Genomic DNA, 18,994 nt, shown 5'->3' on the forward strand with positions numbered 1-18,994 from the left:
CCTCAGCGCAAGGGGGCTTGTATTTTTATTAATCTGTTTACCCACTAAATTTATTGTCTATTGAAGCCCCCTTCGCGCCCTTAGCTGAGGGAAGCCTGTCCTACTTTGTCTATGTTTTCTCTAGGGGTGCGGACAGATTGTTAGTAGTAGGTTGGGCAATGCCCACCCTACTTTTAAATATTAAAATTACTCTTCATCTGTCATCGAAAAATCTTCATTAGCAATATTGCGATCTGAAGGAATAGCTGCAATAATCGCATCGATTACTTTAGAGATATAAATCACTTCCAAGCCGATATCATCGGGTAAACTCTGTCCTTTAGGGACGATCGCCCGTTTAAAGCCCAATTTAGCTGCTTCTTTCAACCTCAACTCCATTTGAGATACTAAGCGTACCTGTCCCCCTAAACCCACCTCCCCAATTAAGACAGTGCGGGGATCCAAAGTGCGATCGCGAAAACTAGCTACTAAAGAAATGGCAATTCCCAAATCGGCTGCGGGTTCGGTAACGGTTAAACCACCAGCAGAAGCCATATAAGCATCTAGTTTAGATAGAGGAATACCGACTCTTTTTTCTAAAACAGCTAGGATTTGTTGTAAGCGATTGTGATCGATTCCTGTCGCCGAACGTCTGGGGGAAGTATAGCTAGTAGGACTAACTAAAGCCTGTAACTCTACTACAATGGGACGTGTTCCTTCACAGGCGACTACTGTTGCTGTACCAGGAGATAATTCATCTCGGTTACCTAAAAACAATTCCGAAGGGTTATCAACTTCTACTAACCCCTTGTCAGCCATTTCAAAAATACCAATTTCGTGGGTTGCACCAAAACGATTTTTAACAGAGCGCAGTAATCTATGGGAAGCATAGCGATCGCCTTCAAAATAAAGTACCGTATCTACTAAGTGTTCTAATACCCTAGGCCCTGCGATCGCACCATCTTTGGTAACATGACCAACAATTAGTAATGTAATATTCTCTCGTTTTCCTACCTGCATTAATGCTGAAGTACATTCTCTAACTTGGGCTACTGAACCAGGTGCAGAAGTCAAAGCAGCAAAGTGTAAAGTCTGAATACTATCAATTACTGCTACTTGGGGCTTTAAAGACTCTAATTCCCGCAAAATTTCTTCTAAATCTGTCTCAGGCATTACATAGAGATTATTTTCTACCTGTTCTGCTTTTTTACCGTTACCATTATTCTTACTATTTGGCACTACTGTTTTACCCGTACCTTCCACGCCCAAACGAGAAGCCCTTAATTTAACCTGCTGTCCTGATTCTTCTGCTGTCACATATAAAATACGGGGTAAACGCACCGATAACTGATTTGCCACCTGCAACAATAAAGTAGATTTTCCGATACCAGGATCGCCCCCAATCAAGACCAAAGAACCAGGAACAACACCACCCCCCAAAACCCTGTCTAACTCCCCATAACCCGAAGGGAAGCGTGCTTGCTCATCATTATTAATCTCAGCAAACTTAACTGAAACTCTAGGCTTTCCAGGTACACTTCCGCCATTATTATGCTTCGCGTTTTGCCAACCCCCACGGCTAAATCCTTTATTATTTGCATCAATGGGTTCTTCGGAGATAGTACCAAACTCATTACAGTTCTTACACAGCCCAAACCATTGGTTGTATTCCCCCCCACAGTTGCTACATACATATATTTGTTTTGGTTTAGCCATTTGTTTATTTTTTTGAAAAAATATTAAGAAAATCAATAAATATAGTTAATTAATGCGTACAAATCTTAAAGTTTTTAAGAAAATCCAAATCATAAAGTAAATCTGAAAAAAGTCCGTAATTTGCCCAATTAAATGGAGACTCAGACTAATTAGATAACGGAAAAGGATATTCTAGAAAGAACGGTAGCAAAATTTTACTTAAAATTCAGTAATCTAACTTAAGTAAGGAGTGTAGAGAAACTTGGAAACACATAAAGAAAAAATTTTAGTAGTGGATGATGAAGCAAGCATTCGTCGCATCTTAGAAACCCGTCTCTCTATGATTGGTTACGATGTCGTAACGGCTGCGGATGGAGAAGAAGCTTTGGAAACTTTTCGGGTTTCCGAACCAGATTTGGTAGTTTTAGATGTCATGATGCCTAAACTAGATGGCTATGGCGTATGTCAAGAATTACGTAAAGAATCAGATATCCCTATTATCATGCTAACTGCTTTAGGAGATGTGGCAGACCGCATCACAGGCTTGGAATTAGGGGCAGATGATTATGTCGTAAAACCCTTCTCTCCTAAAGAATTAGAAGCGAGAATCCGTTCTGTATTGCGTCGCGTTGATAAAAATGGCGCACCAGGAATTCCCAGTTCAGGAGTGATTCATGTCAGTTCAATCAAAATTGATACCAACAAACGCCAAGTATATAAGGGAGACGAACGTATTAGACTTACTGGGATGGAATTTAGCCTCCTAGAATTGTTAGTTAGTCGTTCAGGGGAACCCTTTTCCCGTTCGGAAATTCTGCAAGAAGTTTGGGGTTATACTCCCGAACGCCATGTAGATACCCGCGTGGTAGATGTCCATATTTCTCGTCTCCGTGCCAAATTAGAAGATGATCCTAGTAATCCTGAACTAATTTTAACAGCTAGAGGTACAGGCTATCTCTTTCAACGCATATTAGAAGCAGGAGAAGACTAAATTCTAAATTAAGGAAGGAAAAATGAGGAATTAGGAACGAGGAATTTTTTAAGTAATAAATAGTGAGTAAGAAGTAATAAGTAAGATGTCGTATTAAACAACAAGTAACCAGCAACAAGCAACAAGCAACTGGATACTAACTACTAAAAAAGCGCAAGCCTTGCGCGGATACATTGACTAAGAACCAACCATTAAATATGGCAAAATCAGATTCTAATGGGGTATTGCGTTTACTACCCCTAGTTATTGGCGGTTTGGCGGGTACTTTGCTGTTGCTAAATCGCTTATTGACCGCAGACTTGACAGTTTCTCAAGCTCGTTCTGACGCTTTGGGTATTATTGAAGGTGCAACTTTACTTTTAATTGGCTTTTTGTGGCAACAAATTCAGCCACGATCGCCTGAAACTGTTACTTTGATTGGAGAACAAGGTTTTAAATTATCTCAAGGATTATCAGAAGCAATACAAACTGAGCTTGCTTGGGCTTCTCATTTGATTTTAACCAATACCGTAACGCGATCGCTTGTTGTTTATTATGATGGTAAAACTATTTTACGTCGGGGTATTTTAGGCAAAAACGATCGAGTAAAACCTGGTGTAATTGTCAGTAAAGTTTTAGCTCAACAAAAACCAATTTATTTAGTAAAACTCGCTCTCTATCCAGGGAAAATCGAATTTGATTATTTACCAGAAAATACCCAAGGAGTTATCTGTCAACCCATAGGAGAGCGGGGGGTTTTAATCTTGGGTGCAGATACCTCCAGAAGCTACACTAAACAAGATGAAACATGGATCGAAGGCATTGCAGACAAATTAGCCATAACCTTATCTTATGAGGGATGAGTGATGAGGGATGTCTATCACGGATACCGCTTCCGCCTTAGGACTTCCTTCGGAGCGCGCGTCGCGCATAAGGAATGAGGAGGTAATAGAGAATAAGTTAAGTACCCGATGCACAATAACAAAATAAACCTGTGTATTTTCTAGCAGGGGAGCAGGGAAACTTTGGGTGCTTCGGGAGCGGGAGAAAAGATAACTACAATCAGAAAATATACAAATAAATTTGCCTACCTAATTAATTAAGTGATAGGTAACAACCAGCAACCACTAACTAACACAATTAAACGAACCCTTTAAGATGCTTAATTAATTGATTAGCTTGATGTACCCCTTCAATTTTTTCTACAGGTTGACCACTTTTAAATAAAACTAAAGTGGGTAAAGCATGAATGTCGTACTGCGAAGCAATATTAGGATAACGATCTGTATCTATTTTCACTACCTGAAGGCGATCGCGTAATTGAGAACCTACCTGCTCTAAAATAGGACTCATCATTGACAAGGACCACACCAAGTCGCATAAAAATCTACTAAGACAGGTTTGGAAGAATTTTCCAGAAGGTCTTTAAAAGAAGAAAATTGTTTTTTAACTACCATAGCGATCGCTTTATTTTGCTCATCTACAATCCATCGCTATGGTAACTAAAGCAATTTGCGATTGATAAATTTATTTCACTTTCTTAATCATCTGAAGCAGAAAGTAACGATAGAGCGAGATCTTAGTTTTTCTGCAATCTCAAAAATCTATCTTTGTGTAATAATACCTACTTCCCTACTTTGATGCAACAACTGTGAAAAATTACTACCATAGCTACATAGTCCTTAATTGTCTTATAGAAAAGAGATATACATGATTGTAGTAATGAAAGTTGGTTCTCCAGAAATTGAAATTGAACGCGTTTGTAGCGAGCTAGAAACCTGGGGACTTACACCAGAAAAAATTGTTGGTAAACACAAAGTAGTAGTAGGTTTAGTAGGTGATACAGCTTCCCTTGACCCGTTACAAATACAGGAAACTAGCCCTTGGATTGAGCAAGTATTAAGAGTGGAGAAACCTTTCAAAAGAGCTAGTTTAGAATTTCGTCATGGCGATCGCTCTAAAGTGATTGTACCTACTCCCAATGGTAATGTAGCATTTGGTCAAGATCAGCCTGTAGTAATAATTGCTGGACCTTGTTCGGTAGAAAATAAAGAAATGATCGTGGAAACTGCGGTCAAAGTAAAAAATGCAGGAGCGAAATTTCTCAGAGGTGGTGCTTACAAACCTCGTACCTCTCCCTATGCTTTCCAAGGACATGGCGAAAGTGCTTTAGAACTACTCGCAGCAGCTAGAGATGCTAGTGGTTTAGGGATTATTACTGAGGTTATGGATACTGCGGATGTCGAAAAAATTGCTGAGGTAGCGGATATTCTGCAAATAGGTGCTAGAAATATGCAAAACTTCGCTCTGTTGAAAAAAGTCGGCGCACAGGATAAGCCTGTATTTTTAAAAAGGGGAATGTCCGCAACTATAGATGAGTGGTTAATGGCAGCAGAATATATTTTAGCAGCAGGAAATCCTAACGTAATTCTTTGTGAACGAGGAATTAGAACCTTTGATCGCAAATATTGTCGTAATGTTTTAGATTTAAGTGTAATTCCCGTATTACGCTCTTTAACTCATTTACCTATTGCGATCGATCCTAGCCATGGTACAGGAAAAGCAGAATATGTTCCCGATATGGCAAAAGCAGCGATCGCCTGTAATGCAGATTCTCTGATGATAGAGGTACATCCCAATCCAGCAAAAGCTCTCTCTGATGGGCCACAATCTCTGACACCAGAAAGATTTCAACAATTGATGACTCAAGAATTAGCAGTTGTGGGTCAAGCTATGGGAAGATGGCAAGAGACTCCTGTATCATTAAGCATTTAATATCGATCATTTATCGATTGGTTTTTGGTGATTAATGGTTCATGAACTGAGATTATAGATATACAACTTATGCAAAAAGCCTAATTTAATGACTCGGCGTAGGCGTTATCAAGCTCAATTTAAAAAATCTTCTCCTCCATCAAAGCCACTGCTGACAAAAGTTAAGGGTTCTAAAAATAAACTTCTGCAATTATTAGAACACCCTTTCAGCGATCTTTATCACTGGTTGCTGGTCATTAGCTGGTGGCAATTTTTAGGATTGTTGAGCTTATTTTATTTTGCAATTAATGTTGCTTTTGCTTTAGCTTATTTAACTACTAGAGGTGGTATTGCTAACGCCGAACCCAATTCTTTTATTGATGCTTTCTTTTTTAGCGTTCAGAGTCTTTCTACTATTGGTTATGGGGCGATGTATCCCCAAACTATTTACGCACAAATATTAGTTACTTTTGAAGTTTTGGTAGGGCTATTATTGGTAGCTATGGCGACAGGCTTAATGTTTGCCCGCTTTGCTCAACCAAGGGCGCGAGTTCTCTTTAGTGAAGTAGCGGTAATTTACCCTTTTAACCGTGTTCCTACTTTAATGTTTCGAGTCGCAAATCAAAGAGATAATCGCATTATAGAAGCTCGTATTCAAGTTAGTTTTTTGGCAAATGAAGTTAGTCCCGAAGGAATAGAATTAAGACGGTTTTATAACCTTCCTTTGTTGCGTTCAGAATCTCCTAGTTTTGCCCTTAGCTGGTTAGTAATGCACCCCATAGATCAATCCAGTCCTTTGTGGGGAGAAACTCCAGAATCTTTAGCTCAATGTGATGCTTCAATTCTAATTATTTTAACTGGTTTAGACGAAACTTTTTCCTCTACTATTCATGCTCGTTATATTTACAAAGTAAGCGATCTTTTATGGTCGATGCGCTTTACCGATATTCTCCATAAAACAGATGATGGTAATTACTATATTGATTACAAAAACTTTCATGACGTGATTTCCGATCCCCAATAAAAAAATTAATATCATTAAATTTCTTGATTTAACAAAAATCTTTCCTTAATTAAGTAGATCGGGCTAATTAAGCTCAACTATATTTGCTTTTATAAAGCAGATTAAATCATTTGATTGGTATCAAATTGAGATGAGTTTACATTCAGATACATAGTTGAGGTTATTTATGTCTACCTACTTATCATTCAATAGTAAATTTATAAAATTTAGCATAATTTTCAAATTATTTTTATCGACATAATTTATGATAATGTAAATAATTTATAATCCATTTTTTTGCCTAATAAAAGAGCATTTCTGTCAAAATTATTTTGTCTTAATTTTATTGAAAATCATAAATGTTCATTCGCCCAAAGTACGGCAGAAATGCGATCGCGTAATTCTAATTCTCTAAGAATACGGGTCACATAGTTTCTCACAGTACCTTCTGTGATGTAGAGTTGCTGAGAAATTTCCTGATTATTTTTACCTTGAGCAATCAGTTGGAGAACTTCTAATTCTCGTTTGCTCAATCGGTTTTTATGTTGTACTGTTGATGTCGAGGATTTAGCTGAGAGATGGGCAAATACTTTAGATGCGATCGTGGGACTTAGTTGGCTATATCCTAAATGTGCCGAACGGATAGCTGTAACAATCTGTTGAGCAGGAGTGCGTTTGAGCAAATATCCTATTGCACCAGCTTGTAAAGATTGCCCGATGTATTCGTCATCGTCAAACACGGTGAGTACTACAATTTGAATCCAAGGGTACGAGTTATGAATAGTGCGAGTTGCTTCGACACCATTACATATAGGCATTCGCACATCCATTAAAATCACATCTGGTTGTAATTTAGCTGTCAGAGAAATTGCCTCTTCTCCATTACTAGCTTTTCCGACTACTTTTATCCCTTCTCTGAGAGAAAGCAATTCCCCCAAACCTTCTCGAAAAATCTCTTGGTCATCAACAAGTAAGAGTCGAATCATGAGAATTAAAAATGTTGAATAAATTGAGGAAAAATTTTTCCTTAATCAGTCTATTATGAGATTTTTTTGCGATCGATTTCCATCTCTTTGGGAATCATAACCATTATTCGAGTTCCTACCTCTGGGGTAGTACAAATCTTTAATTCGCCGTTTAAAATATTTACTCGTTCTTTTATTCCCTGTAGCCCAAATCCAGGATAAGATAGGGCTGGATCGAATCCTCGACCATTATCTTCTAGTCTTACTGTAATGCGATCGCTCGTTGCTTGACACTGTAGATATATGCGATCCGCATTGCTGTGTTTTTGAATATTGGTCAGTCCTTCTTTGATAATGTAGTACAAATGATGGCTTACCTGTAAGGGCAACTGTGGCAAATTAATCTCTGAAGATACTTTTAACCCTGGATGATGCTGCAATTGTGACAGTAAGCTTTGTAAGGCTCGATCAAGATTAAAGTCAGACTGGTGTATAGCTTGTAATTTTAGGCTAACATCTTCAACGCACTGGTCGGCTAAGAACTTAGCCAGATCGATTGCTTTAAATGCGCGATCAGGTTTATGTTCTCGAAATTCCTGAGCTAGTGCTAGTTGAATCTGAAGGTTCGTTAGTGTGTGTCCCAAAGAATCATGGATATCGCGGGCAATACGAACACGCTCCAGTTTAGTAGCCAAACCTTCGACTTGTCGTGTTAATTCTTCAGCCCGTTGACGGCTTCTTTGCTCTGCAAGCAGAGTATTACCAAGTACAATCATAAAACTGCTAAACATTACGTAGCTAGCTATGCCACTTATCAGAAAATCCTTGATCAGCTTCGGGTCGCTAGGATCGATGTCGGCTGTAGCATAAGGAAATGTTTCAATAGATTGAGGTAAAGACCCAACGAGAATTACTACATACAAAATCCCTACTATAACAGTAAGGATCATGACACTTTTGCGCCTGAGAAAAAAACAGCTTTTAGCAATATACACAAACATTAAATGTTCTACTTGAAGCCCACTAAAATACCTGGTTGCTAAAACTAGGAAAATTTCCAGACAAATATATGCGTATTTAATCCACAATGAGCGACCCATTGGAAATATGCAACTTAGTGCTGCGATCGCAACATAGAAAAAACTCAGTTGCCAAAACTGTTCTGCCGTCAAAACAAGAATATTGTTTGCTATTAGTAAGGAATAATAAAAAATAAATCCAACTATCAGTATCCATTCCACATAACGGAACATTTTTTGAACAGATAGGGAAGAGCGGATAGCTGGTTTCATGTTAACTGTTGCAGTATAAGGGTTTGTGAAGAGAAATATTTTTAAGCTAGAGTATTTTTGCCCAATTAGCAATATGATCCCTGTCATATATTTTTGTGAAATTCATATGATCCTGAGTAGTAGTATATTCGTCTGATTTTGCATACCTTGAAAATAGCTACTATTGAGAGGTCTACGATCGTGACTAACCAAAACCAAATAGATTCTGCCGAAAATCAAACACCAGAACTACCAGAAAACTTAGAACAAAAATTAGAGACAGCATTATTACAAACAGCGCAAGATATTAATACTCCTGATATTGGTGTCAGTGTTGGCGTAGTTACACCAGAGGGTAAGTGGAATGGAGCAACAGGTCTTTCTAATCTTGAAACCCAGGAAGCAACACAACCAGACGATCTTTTTAAAATAGCTAGTATCAGCAAAGCCTATACCTCGACTGTTATTCTCAAGCTACAAGAGCAAGGAAAACCCCGTTTAGACGACACCATAGATAAATGGCTACCAGAAATTGCTGAGAAAATTACTAATGGTGAAAATCTCACTATCCGTCAACTCTTAGACGGTACGGGAGGAGTGTGGGATTATTTTAATCTTGATGGTGAGTTTTTACCTGACTTTATAGCCGACTATTTATCGGGGTCAAATAGAGATTGGCAACCAGAAGAGTTAGTGACTTATGCTTTTGACAAACCTGCTTTTTCTGGATCGGATTCTACAGAAAAATGGACTTATACCAATACAGGTAATCTTATTGCTGCATTGATTGCCGAAAAAGCAACAGGTGAACCTTTTAAGCAAATTCTAGACGAAGAAATTCTCGAACCTTTAGGGCTTGATAATACTTTTTTTACTACCGAAGACGTAAGTTTGGAAAAGCTTGCCAAAGGTTATGACGATATTCTTACAGGAAATGGCAATATCGGACAAGATGGAAACCTAGAGGACTATACTGCCGTTAATACAGAAATTAGTTATGGTAGTGGTTCGATAGTTTCTAGTGCAGAAGATGTAGCAAAATTTTTTGATTCTTTAGCGTCAGGAGCTTTACTATCTCCAGAATCTACTGCGGAAATATTCAACTATGTTGACACGGGTTTCAACAGAAGTAGAACTCAATTAGATAAATTTGGACTTGGTGTATATCCCAGTCAATTACCTTGGGGCGAAACCCGAAGTATGGATGGAAGCCAATTTGGATATCGATCTCAGGTAGATTATTTTTCTAGTAGCGATACGACGATTTCCATTTTGGCAAATCGAGGTATTCTAGGTAATCCTCAAACAATTTTAGTTATTGAAGCTTATAAAGCGAGTATTGCTAATACATTAGGGCTTAATGATAATTTAGCAATTAATGGTACGGAAACTGATAACTATTTAACGGGGACATCGAACAACGATGTGATTAATGGTAGAGACGGTAATGATATTCTTGTCGGCAAAAAAGGTTTAGATGCTTTAGATGGAGGAAAAGGCGATGATTTTCTTTCTGCTGGTGCGGGTAATGACTATTTGTTTGGCAAAGAAGGTGATGATAATCTCTATGGCGGTAAAGATGATGACTTTCTCAATGGTGGGGTAGGAAACGATTTGCTGCAAGGAGGCAAAGGTAGTGATTTTTTAGTTGGTGGTGATGGTCAAGATCTCCTACAGGGAGGTAAAGATGACGATCTTCTTTCTGGTGGTGCGGGTAACGATTTAGTAAGAGACACTCAAGGTAATAACTCTCTTTATGGCAACGATGGAGACGATTTATTATTTGCAGGTTCGGGAAACGATCGCCTTTACGGAGATGCAGGGAGCGATCGCGCTTTTGCTAATGCAGGAAATGACCAACTCTTTGGTGGTAAGGGTGATGATTATCTCAACAGCGGTAAGGGTGACGATAACCTAATTGGAGGAGAAGGCAATGATACTTTAATTGGGTTATCTGGTAGTAATACTCTAACAGGTGGTGCTGGGAGCGATCGCTTTATACTCTCTGAAGATGGAACAAATACTATTACTGACTTTACCCAAGGTAAAGATTTATTGGAATTACCAGAAAATATCAGCTTTAGCGATCTCGATATTAGTCAAGGAAGTGGAGATCATGCCAATAATACTTTAATCACTTTCAACTCAGAAACTCTGGCGGTTTTAAATAATATCAATTCAGAAGATATTTCTCAATCCGACTTTGAAGATACAACCCAAACTCTCTCATTTCCCAAACCAACAGGCGATCATGCTGTAGGAACAACTTCTTATCATTTTATCGATCCAGAAAGAGAAGAAACCTACACAGAAGATCCCGACGATAAGCGAGAGATAACCGCAAAAGTTTGGTATCCCAGCGAAAATACATCCTCAACTACTGCACCTTACATGAGCGAAAATTTGAGTAATGCGCTCGCCACTGCGGTAGGAATACCTCCACAAGATTTTACTGACATTACCCAATCTATCCCAACTAACAGTATTGCTAATGCTCCCATTGCTAAGACAAAATCAGAATATCCAGTATTATTTTTGTCTCATGGTTTTGGCGGTTTACCAGAACTGAACACTATTAAGGCAGAAGAATTAGCCAGTCAAGGTTATGTAGTAATTGCTCTTAACCACACTTACGACTCCACAGTTAATCTATTTCCCGATGGGCGAGTTATTACCCAATCTCCCACATTTGGCGGATTTTTGGGTGCATCAGAAAATCCCGAACTTTTCGCTGAGAGTATAGATATTAGAGCCAAGGATGCTCAGTTTGTTTTAGATGAGCTTGAGGAAATTGATACAGAAGAAAACTCTACAGACTTATTTGGCGAAAAATTAGATTTAGATCGAGTGGGTATATTGGGATATTCTTTGGGTGGTGCAACTGCTGCTAAAGTTTTAGCCGAAGATTCTCGTTTTAAAGCAGGAATTAACTTAGATGGCGGTTTATTTGGTGATGTGGCTAGTGCTAGCCTTTCTCAACCATTTCTGACTTTTAATAATGAGGCTTTTAGTACGGGAAATAGTTCCGATCCTTTAGACAAAGATTTCAATCAAATACAACAATCTTTTGTGGAGAATCTACAAAATGAGGGTTATGAAGTTACCATTTCGGGAACAACTCACTCCGATTTTAACGATATACCCTTTTTATCTTCTTTTTTGGCAAATTCTGGCATTGAATTAGGTGCTTTAGGAACAATATTAGATGCGAATGCTAATAACAGTGAGGATTTTGAACCGACCGATCCTGAGCTAACAGCGCGGATAATTAATGACTATACTACGGCTTTCTTTGAACAGCATCTTAACGATCGAGAAAGTCCTCTACTTGCTGGCGAAACATCACCTTATTCAGAAGTAATGTTTCAATCTTACAATGTTAATTCGCCTGAGCCTCAATTCGGCACAGTCAATGCAGATGTTTTAGAAATAGATTCTACTGACCAATTAGTTTTTGCAGGTGAGGGGAATGATTTAATTGATGCTACTACGAGTAACAGTAATAATCGTCTCTATGGTGGTGATGGCGATGATACGTTGATTTTAGGTACAGGCGATCCGCTTCGCGGATCTCGTGGAGATCGCATTGTTGCTGACGCAGGTGCAGATCTTTTGTTTGTAGGAAAAGGTGGTGATAATACTCTCACTGGTGGGACTGGTGCAGACCAATTTTGGATTGCTGTAGCCAAAATTCCCAGTTCACCCAATATTGTTACTGACTATAATCCAACCGAAGATATCATTGGTATTTCTGGATTAGGTATTGGATTTGAGGAACTTAATCTTACTCAGCAAGAAGATGATGTCTTAATTCAAGCCAATGGTAGAGATTTAGCTATCTTCCAAGGAGTTACTACCGATAACTTAGGTGCGGATAATTTTGTTTTTGCTTGATGATGATTTGATATTTGCACGTAAGAGTAAAGATTCATTTGTTGAAGATGCAGTCATATTTTCTTAATCAGAAGCTTTTTTGATATTACCCGCTTTAACCCAACCTTCTTGTTTACTCCAGGGAATTCTTATTTTTTGCCATCTTTTATCGGTGCTTTCTTCTAAAATCAAAATTCTGGCATCGTAACCAACACCACCAATTCTGGCAGAGTTAGTATCTGGTTCGGCTCTTAAACTTAAACCTTGGGGCCAAGTTACATTAGCATAATAAGCACCAGGGGGAATGTTTTCTTCTTCTTCTTCTTCTTCTGGCAAAGGCTCTAGTTCTAATTCTGCTTCAAGATCGGAAGTAGATTCGATATTAGAAGTAGATTCGATATCAGATTGTGACTCATTTTCCCCAGCTTCTGTTATTTGGTTATTAGGTGCTTCAGCAGTTTGAGATTCTTCAGTATAAACAGGTTTTTCGGGAGCGTTAGAAGATACTTGTCTAAAATAATAATAGGCTGCTCCTACTGCGCTTCCTGCAATCATAGTAACACCCAACAGGAAACCTAAAATAAACTGAGACGTACTTGAGATTGCACTCAACCAAGTTTGTTCATTTGTTTTTGATTCATTCATCATCAGTTTGTGGTTTAAAGTTTTCCGTTCGCTCCGAAAAAGTCAGAATGCACATTTTTACACTATGGAAAACATCTATCAATTAATTTAACTTTCATTTTCTTTGGATAGTAGTTATAACCTACTCGATACACTGTGAAATAGTAATACTTTATGGTTACAATTTCCATCTTATTATTTTCTTGACTCCATATATTCTGAATTCTTTTTTATTGAAGTCGATCGTTGCGAGAAGCTAAACGAGCTTTTCCTGCTGCTGCCCAATTTTGTAAAAATTGTATTTGTTCTTGAGCGGTTTTGGCTAGGGGTACTATTTGACTTGCAGCTTCCAGGATATCTTCATTAGTGAAGTCGCGATTTTGACTAAAACCAATGTGCATCGCTTCAACTAGAGTTTGTTCGATTTCTGCACCAGAAAATTCTGGGGTTTCATAAGCAAGACGTTTGAGATCGTAGTTTTGCAGGTTGTGAGGGCGTAATCTGCTTAAATGTACTTCAAAGATGGCTGCTCTTTCTGTTTGAGAGGGTAAGCCCACAAAAAATATTTCGTCAAATCTGCCTTTACGCAGTATTTCTGGAGGTAAAGATTGGATATTATTAGCCGTAGCAACTACAAATACAGGGGATTGTTTTTCTGCTAACCAAGTGATAAACGTGCCAAAAACCCTACTGGTAGTACCGCCGTCTCCTTTTCCTGTTGCTCCAGCAAAGGCTTTATCAATCTCATCAATCCAAAGTATACAGGGTGCAAGGGCTTCTGCAAGGTTAATCATCTGTCTGGTACGAGATTCTGATTCTCCTACTAAACCAGCAAATAAACGTCCCACATCTAAGCGTAGCAGGGGTAAATGCCAAGTATGAGCGATCGCTTTTGCGGTGAGAGATTTTCCCGTACCTTGAATTCCCACCAGTAATAATCCTCTGGGATTGGGTAAACCGTAGGCTCTGGCTTGTTCGCTAAATGCGCCTCCTCTGCGGAGTAACCAGTCTTTAAGATTATCTAAGCCTCCAATGTCTGATATTTCTTCAGTAGCGGGGTAAAAGTCGAGGATTTGCGTTTGACGAATCGATTGTCTTTTTTCTTCGAGGATTAGTTCGACATCTGGGGTTTCTAGTTTACCATGAGCAGCGATCGCTCTTGTTAAAACTCTTCTAATTCTTTCCATTGATAACCCTTGGGCCGAGAGTACTAGATCGTTTAGTAGTTTATCTGCCAGTAGTTGTCCTGTAGCGGAAATTAATCTGCTAATTTCTTGTTTGATTTCTTCCCTACTGGGTAAAGGAAAGTCTAAAACGGTGAAAATTTCGGTTAATTCTTCGGGAATGCTCACTTGAGGCGCGATAATCACAATGTTTTTTGGTTGCGATTTTAAACTACGAGATAGGTTACGTAGTTTACGAGAAATGGAAACATCGTCTAGAAAACGCGGGAAATCACGCAGGATAAATACCCCACCGACTTTTTCAGGTAACTTTTCAATAAATTCTAAAGCTTGTAAGGGATTGCGTTTACCAAAGCCTTGATTGTTAGGATTATTTTCATAACCTTCCACAAAATCCCAGATGTAGACATTGCGATTGCTCATAGTTTTTAGGGTTTCGGCGATCGCTTTTTCTAGTCTTTCTTCTTCTGTAGTGGGTATATATATCAGGGGGTAGCAAGCCCGCATGAGTAAGGAAAGTTCGTTACTAAAGTTCATTGAGCAATTATAATACTTACTTTGTTATTGGAATTTATTCTAAAGGAGAAGGGCTTGACAATTTCAAACCCCTAATAATCAATAACAATACTAGAACAAATTTTGCGAGATACAACCGATTCATCTACGGGTAATATACGCTTAGTGGTTGATAGAACTTCTTGTACATCATGTGCGGATTCAGCAATTAGAGAATTTTATAGAAGAAGACCAGAAATCACTCTGGATGTTGTTCAAGGAAAACGTATAGATTAGATAAGAACAAAAAATGATAGAAAATATAGATCAATTAAAAGCCGAATTAATTGTCCGTAATATTGCCCGTGAAGATGAAATCAATGGTTGTAGTGAAAGAGAAATCTTGGAAATTGAGGCTGAATATGGAAAATTACCGTTAAGTTATAGAAAAATTATTGGCTTAATTGGTCATAGTGCAGGTTTTTTGGCAGGTGATAGTTCACTTTATGTGTCTACCAAGGCTAATATAGACCAAATAATCTTGGAAAATGAAGATTTTTTAGAATATAAAAAAGAAACTATTGAAAACGATGAAGTAGATGACGATTTACTGAAAATACCAGAAAATATATTTATTATTTATTCATCATTAATCAACTTTGTAGGAGCGAATAACCATCAGCCCCTACAAACAAATAAATAACTAATTACTTTCCGTAACACGTTCAATTCTTGCGCCTAATTTTCTTAATTTATTTTCTATATCTTCATAACCTCGATCTAAGTGATGTAAACCTCTAACAATGGTTTTCCCTTGGGCTGCTAAACCTGCCAAAATTAGAGCAGCAGAGGCTCTTAAGTCTGTGGACATTACTGGCGCGCCAGAAAGGAAAGGTACACCTTGAATTAAAGCATGATTGCCTTTAAGACGGATATTTGCTCCCATACGTTGCAATTCTGCTACATGACGCAAGCGGTTTTCAAAAACAGTTTCACTAATAACACTATTACCTTCACTAAAACAAAGCAATGCCATAAATTGAGCTTGCATATCCGTAGGAAAGCCAGGATAGGGTAAGGTTTCAATGTCTGTAGCTTTTAATTCCCCAGGAATCAGGCGTAAACAATTTTCCCCCTCGTTAATTATTCGACAACCTATTGCTTCTAATTTAGCGATTACGGGTACTAAATGATCGGCGATCGCCGAAGACACAGTAATCTCTGAATGGGTAATTGCTCCCGCAACTAAGAATGTCCCTGCTTCAATGCGATCTGGAATCACAGCATAGTCTACGGAGTGTAAGCGATCTACTCCCACAATGGTAATTTTATTCGTACCAGCACCATAAATTTTTGCCCCCATCGCAATACAGAAATTAGCTAAATCAACAATTTCTGGCTCTTGGGCAGCATTTTCGATGGTAGTTTCTCCTTCTGCCAGAGTTGCTGCCATTAACAGGGTTTCTGTCGCGCCAACGCTAGGATAGTCTAAATAGATTTTTGCTCCTTGGAGTCTGCGGTTGCTTCCTTTAACATCAGCATGGACGATTCCTGACTCAATCAGAACGCTTGCTCCCATCGCTTGTAAACCCTGAATATGAAGCTTAACAGGTCTTGCTCCAATATCACAGCCTCCAGGAAGAGGAATTTTGACTGTGCCGAATCTTGCTAACAAAGGCCCTACTGCAAAAAAGCTAGCTCTCAGTTGAGATACGATATCGTAGGGGGCTGCTGTGGGATTAATATCTCTAGCATCGATATCTAAAACATCACCATTTTTAGTTAATTTAACGCCTAAAGAAGTCAAAATTTGACTCATACGGCTAATATCAACCAAAGAAGGCACATTACGTAATCTACAGTCTTTAGGACACAGTAGAGAGCCAGCCATCAAAACTAAAGCAGAATTTTTAGCTCCGCTAATTTTGACATTTCCCTGGAGAGGATTACGCCCCCAAATTTCTAGCACTGATTGACTTCTTTCCTTAGTAGAGGGTTGTGTTAGGTTAGAGATAGAGTTAATGGTCTTGTCCTCCAGTTTTTTGCTTATTTTGTGATGAATCAGGTTGTTAATTCGTAATTATCGATCGCTGTTCGGCTACAAGGTATCAATTAAGTTTGTGCTATCGAGTAGATTTAAGAAAGTGGTCAAAATTGTATGTTGCTCAAAAAATATTTAACACTGTCTTGAGATAGTTTTTTGGCTTGACAATAATTTTAGAACCAATGATAATAAAAGTTTGTGTGCCAATACTTTATCAGGGCGGAACTGGCGGAATTGGTAGACGCGCTAGATTCAGATTCTAGTGTTCGCTTAGAACATTCGGGTTCAAGTCCCGAGTTCCGCACTCAGCAAGTAAGTGTTAACTTAAGATTGTGCTGTCCGTCAATAGCTAGTGACAAATCAAATATTAACCAGCATCAAAAATCCTCTGATCAAGCAGGTTCGTAAGCTTCATCGCACCAAAGAAAGACAAAAGCAAAATCTGTTATTGCTGGAAGGTAACAATATTATTACCACTGCCATAAATCAGAATTATCCTCTTGTTACTGTATTTTGTACTCTAAAATGGCAGGAACGTCATCAGCAATTGTGGCGAAAAATAGTAATGAGAGGATCTAAAGTACAGTTAGTTAGTCCAGAAGTATTATCTGCTATTGCTACTACGGTTAGTCCTGATGGAATTGTGGCTATTGCTGACAGAAAGACTGCTCAAAACCCTGTAATTTCCCAGACAAAGCTAGGATTAGCGATTGAAAGACTACAAGACCCTGGTAATCTGGGAACAATGATCCGTACTGCCGTAGCTACTGGAGTTGATGGTTTATGGTTGAGTCAAGATAGTGTAGATTTTGATAACCCTAAAGTATTAAGAGCTTCTGTAGGAGAATGGTTTCGTGTACCAATAGCGGTAACTTTAGATTTAGTTTCTATAGTTAAACAACATCAACAGCAAGGTATCCAAATTATTGCTACTGTACCCCAAGAAAAAAAAACTTATTGGGAACTCGATCTAACTCGTCCCAGTCTATTATTGATAGGAAATGAAGGCGCGGGATTATCCCCAGAATTGAAAGCACTAGCAGATGAAGAAATTACTATTCCTTTAGCTAACCAGGTAGAATCTTTAAATGTGGCGATCGCAACTTCCCTAGTGCTTTATGAAGCAAAAAGACAACGTCAAAAGTCTTGATGTCAGAAGATTTTAGTCAATCTAATATTTTATTATCGAGCTATAGTTTAACCCAGTAACTCAATTCACATAATGCTTTTTTGAGAAGTAGTTTTTAAGAAATTATCATAAAATTTTAACTTTATTTAATAAATAGATAAATAGATTAATAAAATCTTGATAAGATGTTGATTGTGATAAATCCATAGTTATAATCTGAATCATGGATAAATTTATAGTTGTTGCAATCAACAACAGTGAAGCTCGTTTTTTTACGCTTGAAGAGGCAGAATGGCCAGAGTATGAGTCTGGCCCCAATTTGGTAGAACAAGAAAATTTGTCCTACTGTACATCTGACTACTGTCAAGGATTTTGGTTTAAAATAACCAATAGGCATTATCGAAAATTAAAAAACACAAAATATACTCAACATCAGTTTGAACGTAAGTTTGCTCAAAAAGTTACAAGTGAAATAATTAATCTAGTCCGTATTCATCAAGGACAAAAACTAATTTTGATAGCCCAACCTCAAATACTTAATTTAATTCGTAAATCTTTTACTCCTACTTTATTTAAAAATTTACAGATTCAAGAATTATCTAAAGATATTAGTCATTTTAGTGCTAATCAAATTCATCAATATCTTGCTCAGAAACATTTAATACCAGCTTATCAAAAGGTATTTTATCCACGATAAATTATTGATTTCATAACTGAATTACTCATAAATGTCTTAAGTTTGATAGTTACGATTAAAGCAGTAAAAAAATATCTTCCAAGTTTATCAGCAATTTGAAGGTAATTGTTACTGTGTATACCATACTGCTAAATTGTCAGGATGCAGGGCAAAAAATAGTACAAAAGCTTTTAGACTGTCAGCAATCTTCTCAAGGGAATTGTCTTAAATTTACCTCGTAGAGGAATACTAGTAGCATCAGTAATTGCTCAAAAACTTCCGTTACCTTTAGGTATTTGTCTGGCTTAGAAAATAGGTAGCCCGAATAACAT

The 18,994-nt window shown here is 38.0% G+C and carries 15 protein-coding genes, 1 tRNA gene and 1 pseudogene; 10 read left to right on the forward strand and 7 right to left on the reverse strand.

Features of this window, described 5'->3' with window-relative positions; translation table 11 throughout:
• Nucleotides 1-186 precede the first annotated feature (186 nt).
• Entirely contained in the window at nt 187-1,695 is a 1,509-nt protein-coding gene (gene radA / locus H1P_RS04670; protein WP_144864635.1) for a DNA repair protein RadA, read from the reverse strand.
• Between the two features lie 241 nt (nt 1,696-1,936).
• Here radA and rpaB point away from each other — a divergent pair, with 241 nt between their 5' ends.
• Complete coding sequence (rpaB, locus tag H1P_RS04675; RefSeq protein ID WP_144864637.1) at nt 1,937-2,665, forward strand: response regulator transcription factor RpaB; 729 nt, start codon at nt 1,937-1,939, stop codon at nt 2,663-2,665.
• A gap of 197 nt (nt 2,666-2,862) precedes the next feature.
• On the forward strand, nt 2,863-3,507 hold the full coding sequence (locus H1P_RS04680; RefSeq protein WP_144864639.1) for a cofactor assembly of complex C subunit B: 645 nt from the start codon (nt 2,863-2,865) through the stop codon (nt 3,505-3,507).
• Nucleotides 3,508-3,784: 277 nt separating this feature from the next.
• On the opposite strand, the pseudogene trxA reads toward H1P_RS04680, so the two are convergent.
• A pseudogene (gene trxA / locus H1P_RS04685) lies at nt 3,785-4,101 on the reverse strand (thioredoxin).
• Between the two features lie 253 nt (nt 4,102-4,354).
• Here trxA and aroF point away from each other — a divergent pair.
• Nucleotides 4,355-5,419 (forward strand): 3-deoxy-7-phosphoheptulonate synthase, encoded by a 1,065-nt coding sequence (gene aroF / locus H1P_RS04690; RefSeq protein WP_144864641.1) that lies wholly within the window; start codon nt 4,355-4,357, stop codon nt 5,417-5,419.
• An 88-nt stretch (nt 5,420-5,507) separates the two neighbouring features.
• Nucleotides 5,508-6,422 carry an ion channel gene (locus H1P_RS04695; RefSeq protein WP_144864644.1) on the forward strand — a complete coding sequence of 305 codons (915 nt, stop codon included), beginning with the start codon at nt 5,508-5,510 and terminating at the stop codon, nt 6,420-6,422.
• Nucleotides 6,423-6,754: 332 nt separating this feature from the next.
• Here the strand turns inward: H1P_RS04695 and H1P_RS04700 are convergent, their stop codons facing one another.
• On the reverse strand, nt 6,755-7,387 hold the full coding sequence (locus H1P_RS04700; RefSeq protein WP_144864646.1) for a response regulator: 633 nt from the start codon (nt 7,385-7,387) through the stop codon (nt 6,755-6,757).
• 53 nt (nt 7,388-7,440) lie between these two features.
• Nucleotides 7,441-8,658, reverse strand: a complete 1,218-nt coding sequence (locus H1P_RS04705; RefSeq protein ID WP_186375834.1) for a sensor histidine kinase — start codon at nt 8,656-8,658, stop codon at nt 7,441-7,443.
• Between the two features lie 180 nt (nt 8,659-8,838).
• Here H1P_RS04705 and H1P_RS04710 point away from each other — a divergent pair, with 180 nt between their 5' ends.
• On the forward strand, nt 8,839-12,531 hold the full coding sequence (locus tag H1P_RS04710) for a serine hydrolase (RefSeq protein ID WP_144864651.1): 3,693 nt from the start codon (nt 8,839-8,841) through the stop codon (nt 12,529-12,531).
• A gap of 63 nt (nt 12,532-12,594) precedes the next feature.
• Here H1P_RS04710 and H1P_RS04715 read toward each other — a convergent pair whose 3' ends face one another.
• Together H1P_RS04715 and H1P_RS04720 are read right to left on the reverse strand one after the other, a co-directional pair.
• Entirely contained in the window at nt 12,595-13,158 is a 564-nt protein-coding gene (locus H1P_RS04715; protein ID WP_144864653.1) for an SH3 domain-containing protein, read from the reverse strand.
• A 206-nt stretch (nt 13,159-13,364) separates the two neighbouring features.
• Nucleotides 13,365-14,855 (reverse strand): AAA family ATPase, encoded by a 1,491-nt coding sequence (locus H1P_RS04720; RefSeq protein WP_144864655.1) that lies wholly within the window; start codon nt 14,853-14,855, stop codon nt 13,365-13,367.
• Nucleotides 14,856-14,957: 102 nt separating this feature from the next.
• Here H1P_RS04720 and H1P_RS35760 point away from each other — a divergent pair, with 102 nt between their 5' ends.
• Complete coding sequence (locus H1P_RS35760; protein ID WP_186375835.1) at nt 14,958-15,110, forward strand: hypothetical protein; 153 nt, start codon at nt 14,958-14,960, stop codon at nt 15,108-15,110.
• Between the two features lie 13 nt (nt 15,111-15,123).
• Nucleotides 15,124-15,516 carry an SMI1/KNR4 family protein gene (locus H1P_RS04725; RefSeq protein WP_144864656.1) on the forward strand — a complete coding sequence of 131 codons (393 nt, stop codon included), beginning with the start codon at nt 15,124-15,126 and terminating at the stop codon, nt 15,514-15,516.
• On the opposite strand, the gene murA is transcribed toward H1P_RS04725, so the two are convergent.
• The gene (gene murA / locus H1P_RS04730; RefSeq protein WP_186375842.1) at nt 15,517-16,851 is read right to left on the reverse strand and encodes a UDP-N-acetylglucosamine 1-carboxyvinyltransferase; all 1,335 of its coding nucleotides are present in this window, start codon (nt 16,849-16,851) and stop codon (nt 15,517-15,519) included.
• Nucleotides 16,852-17,076: 225 nt separating this feature from the next.
• Between murA and H1P_RS04735 the strand changes: the two genes are divergently transcribed.
• The 3 genes from H1P_RS04735 (at nt 17,077) to H1P_RS04745 (ending at nt 18,683) form a co-directional block, all read left to right on the forward strand.
• Nucleotides 17,077-17,161: transfer RNA gene (locus tag H1P_RS04735), tRNA-Leu, on the forward strand.
• Nucleotides 17,162-17,209: 48 nt separating this feature from the next.
• On the forward strand, nt 17,210-18,007 hold the full coding sequence (locus H1P_RS04740) for a TrmH family RNA methyltransferase (protein ID WP_222426933.1): 798 nt from the start codon (nt 17,210-17,212) through the stop codon (nt 18,005-18,007).
• A 202-nt stretch (nt 18,008-18,209) separates the two neighbouring features.
• Complete coding sequence (locus H1P_RS04745; protein ID WP_144864660.1) at nt 18,210-18,683, forward strand: host attachment protein; 474 nt, start codon at nt 18,210-18,212, stop codon at nt 18,681-18,683.
• The last annotated feature ends 311 nt before the right edge of the window (nt 18,684-18,994 follow it).

It is taken from the genome of Hyella patelloides LEGE 07179 (assembly GCF_900659865.1).
Classification (GTDB): domain Bacteria; phylum Cyanobacteriota; class Cyanobacteriia; order Cyanobacteriales; family Xenococcaceae; genus Hyella; species Hyella patelloides.

What these genes read in the sequence shown, in the direction of transcription:
- radA (WP_144864635.1), bottom strand. Translation starts at nt 1,695, where the DNA reads ATGGCTAAACCAAAACAAATATATGTATGTAGCAACTGTGGGGGGGAA.
- aroF (WP_144864641.1), top strand. Translation starts at nt 4,355, where the DNA reads ATGATTGTAGTAATGAAAGTTGGTTCTCCAGAAATTGAAATTGAACGC.
- H1P_RS04745 (WP_144864660.1), top strand. Translation starts at nt 18,210, where the DNA reads ATGGATAAATTTATAGTTGTTGCAATCAACAACAGTGAAGCTCGTTTT.
- H1P_RS04700 (WP_144864646.1), bottom strand. Translation starts at nt 7,387, where the DNA reads ATGATTCGACTCTTACTTGTTGATGACCAAGAGATTTTTCGAGAAGGT.
- H1P_RS04680 (WP_144864639.1), top strand. Translation starts at nt 2,863, where the DNA reads ATGGCAAAATCAGATTCTAATGGGGTATTGCGTTTACTACCCCTAGTT.
- H1P_RS04725 (WP_144864656.1), top strand. Translation starts at nt 15,124, where the DNA reads ATGATAGAAAATATAGATCAATTAAAAGCCGAATTAATTGTCCGTAAT.
- H1P_RS04695 (WP_144864644.1), top strand. Translation starts at nt 5,508, where the DNA reads ATGACTCGGCGTAGGCGTTATCAAGCTCAATTTAAAAAATCTTCTCCT.
- H1P_RS04705 (WP_186375834.1), bottom strand. Translation starts at nt 8,658, where the DNA reads ATGAAACCAGCTATCCGCTCTTCCCTATCTGTTCAAAAAATGTTCCGT.
- H1P_RS04720 (WP_144864655.1), bottom strand. Translation starts at nt 14,855, where the DNA reads ATGAACTTTAGTAACGAACTTTCCTTACTCATGCGGGCTTGCTACCCC.
- H1P_RS04715 (WP_144864653.1), bottom strand. Translation starts at nt 13,158, where the DNA reads ATGATGAATGAATCAAAAACAAATGAACAAACTTGGTTGAGTGCAATC.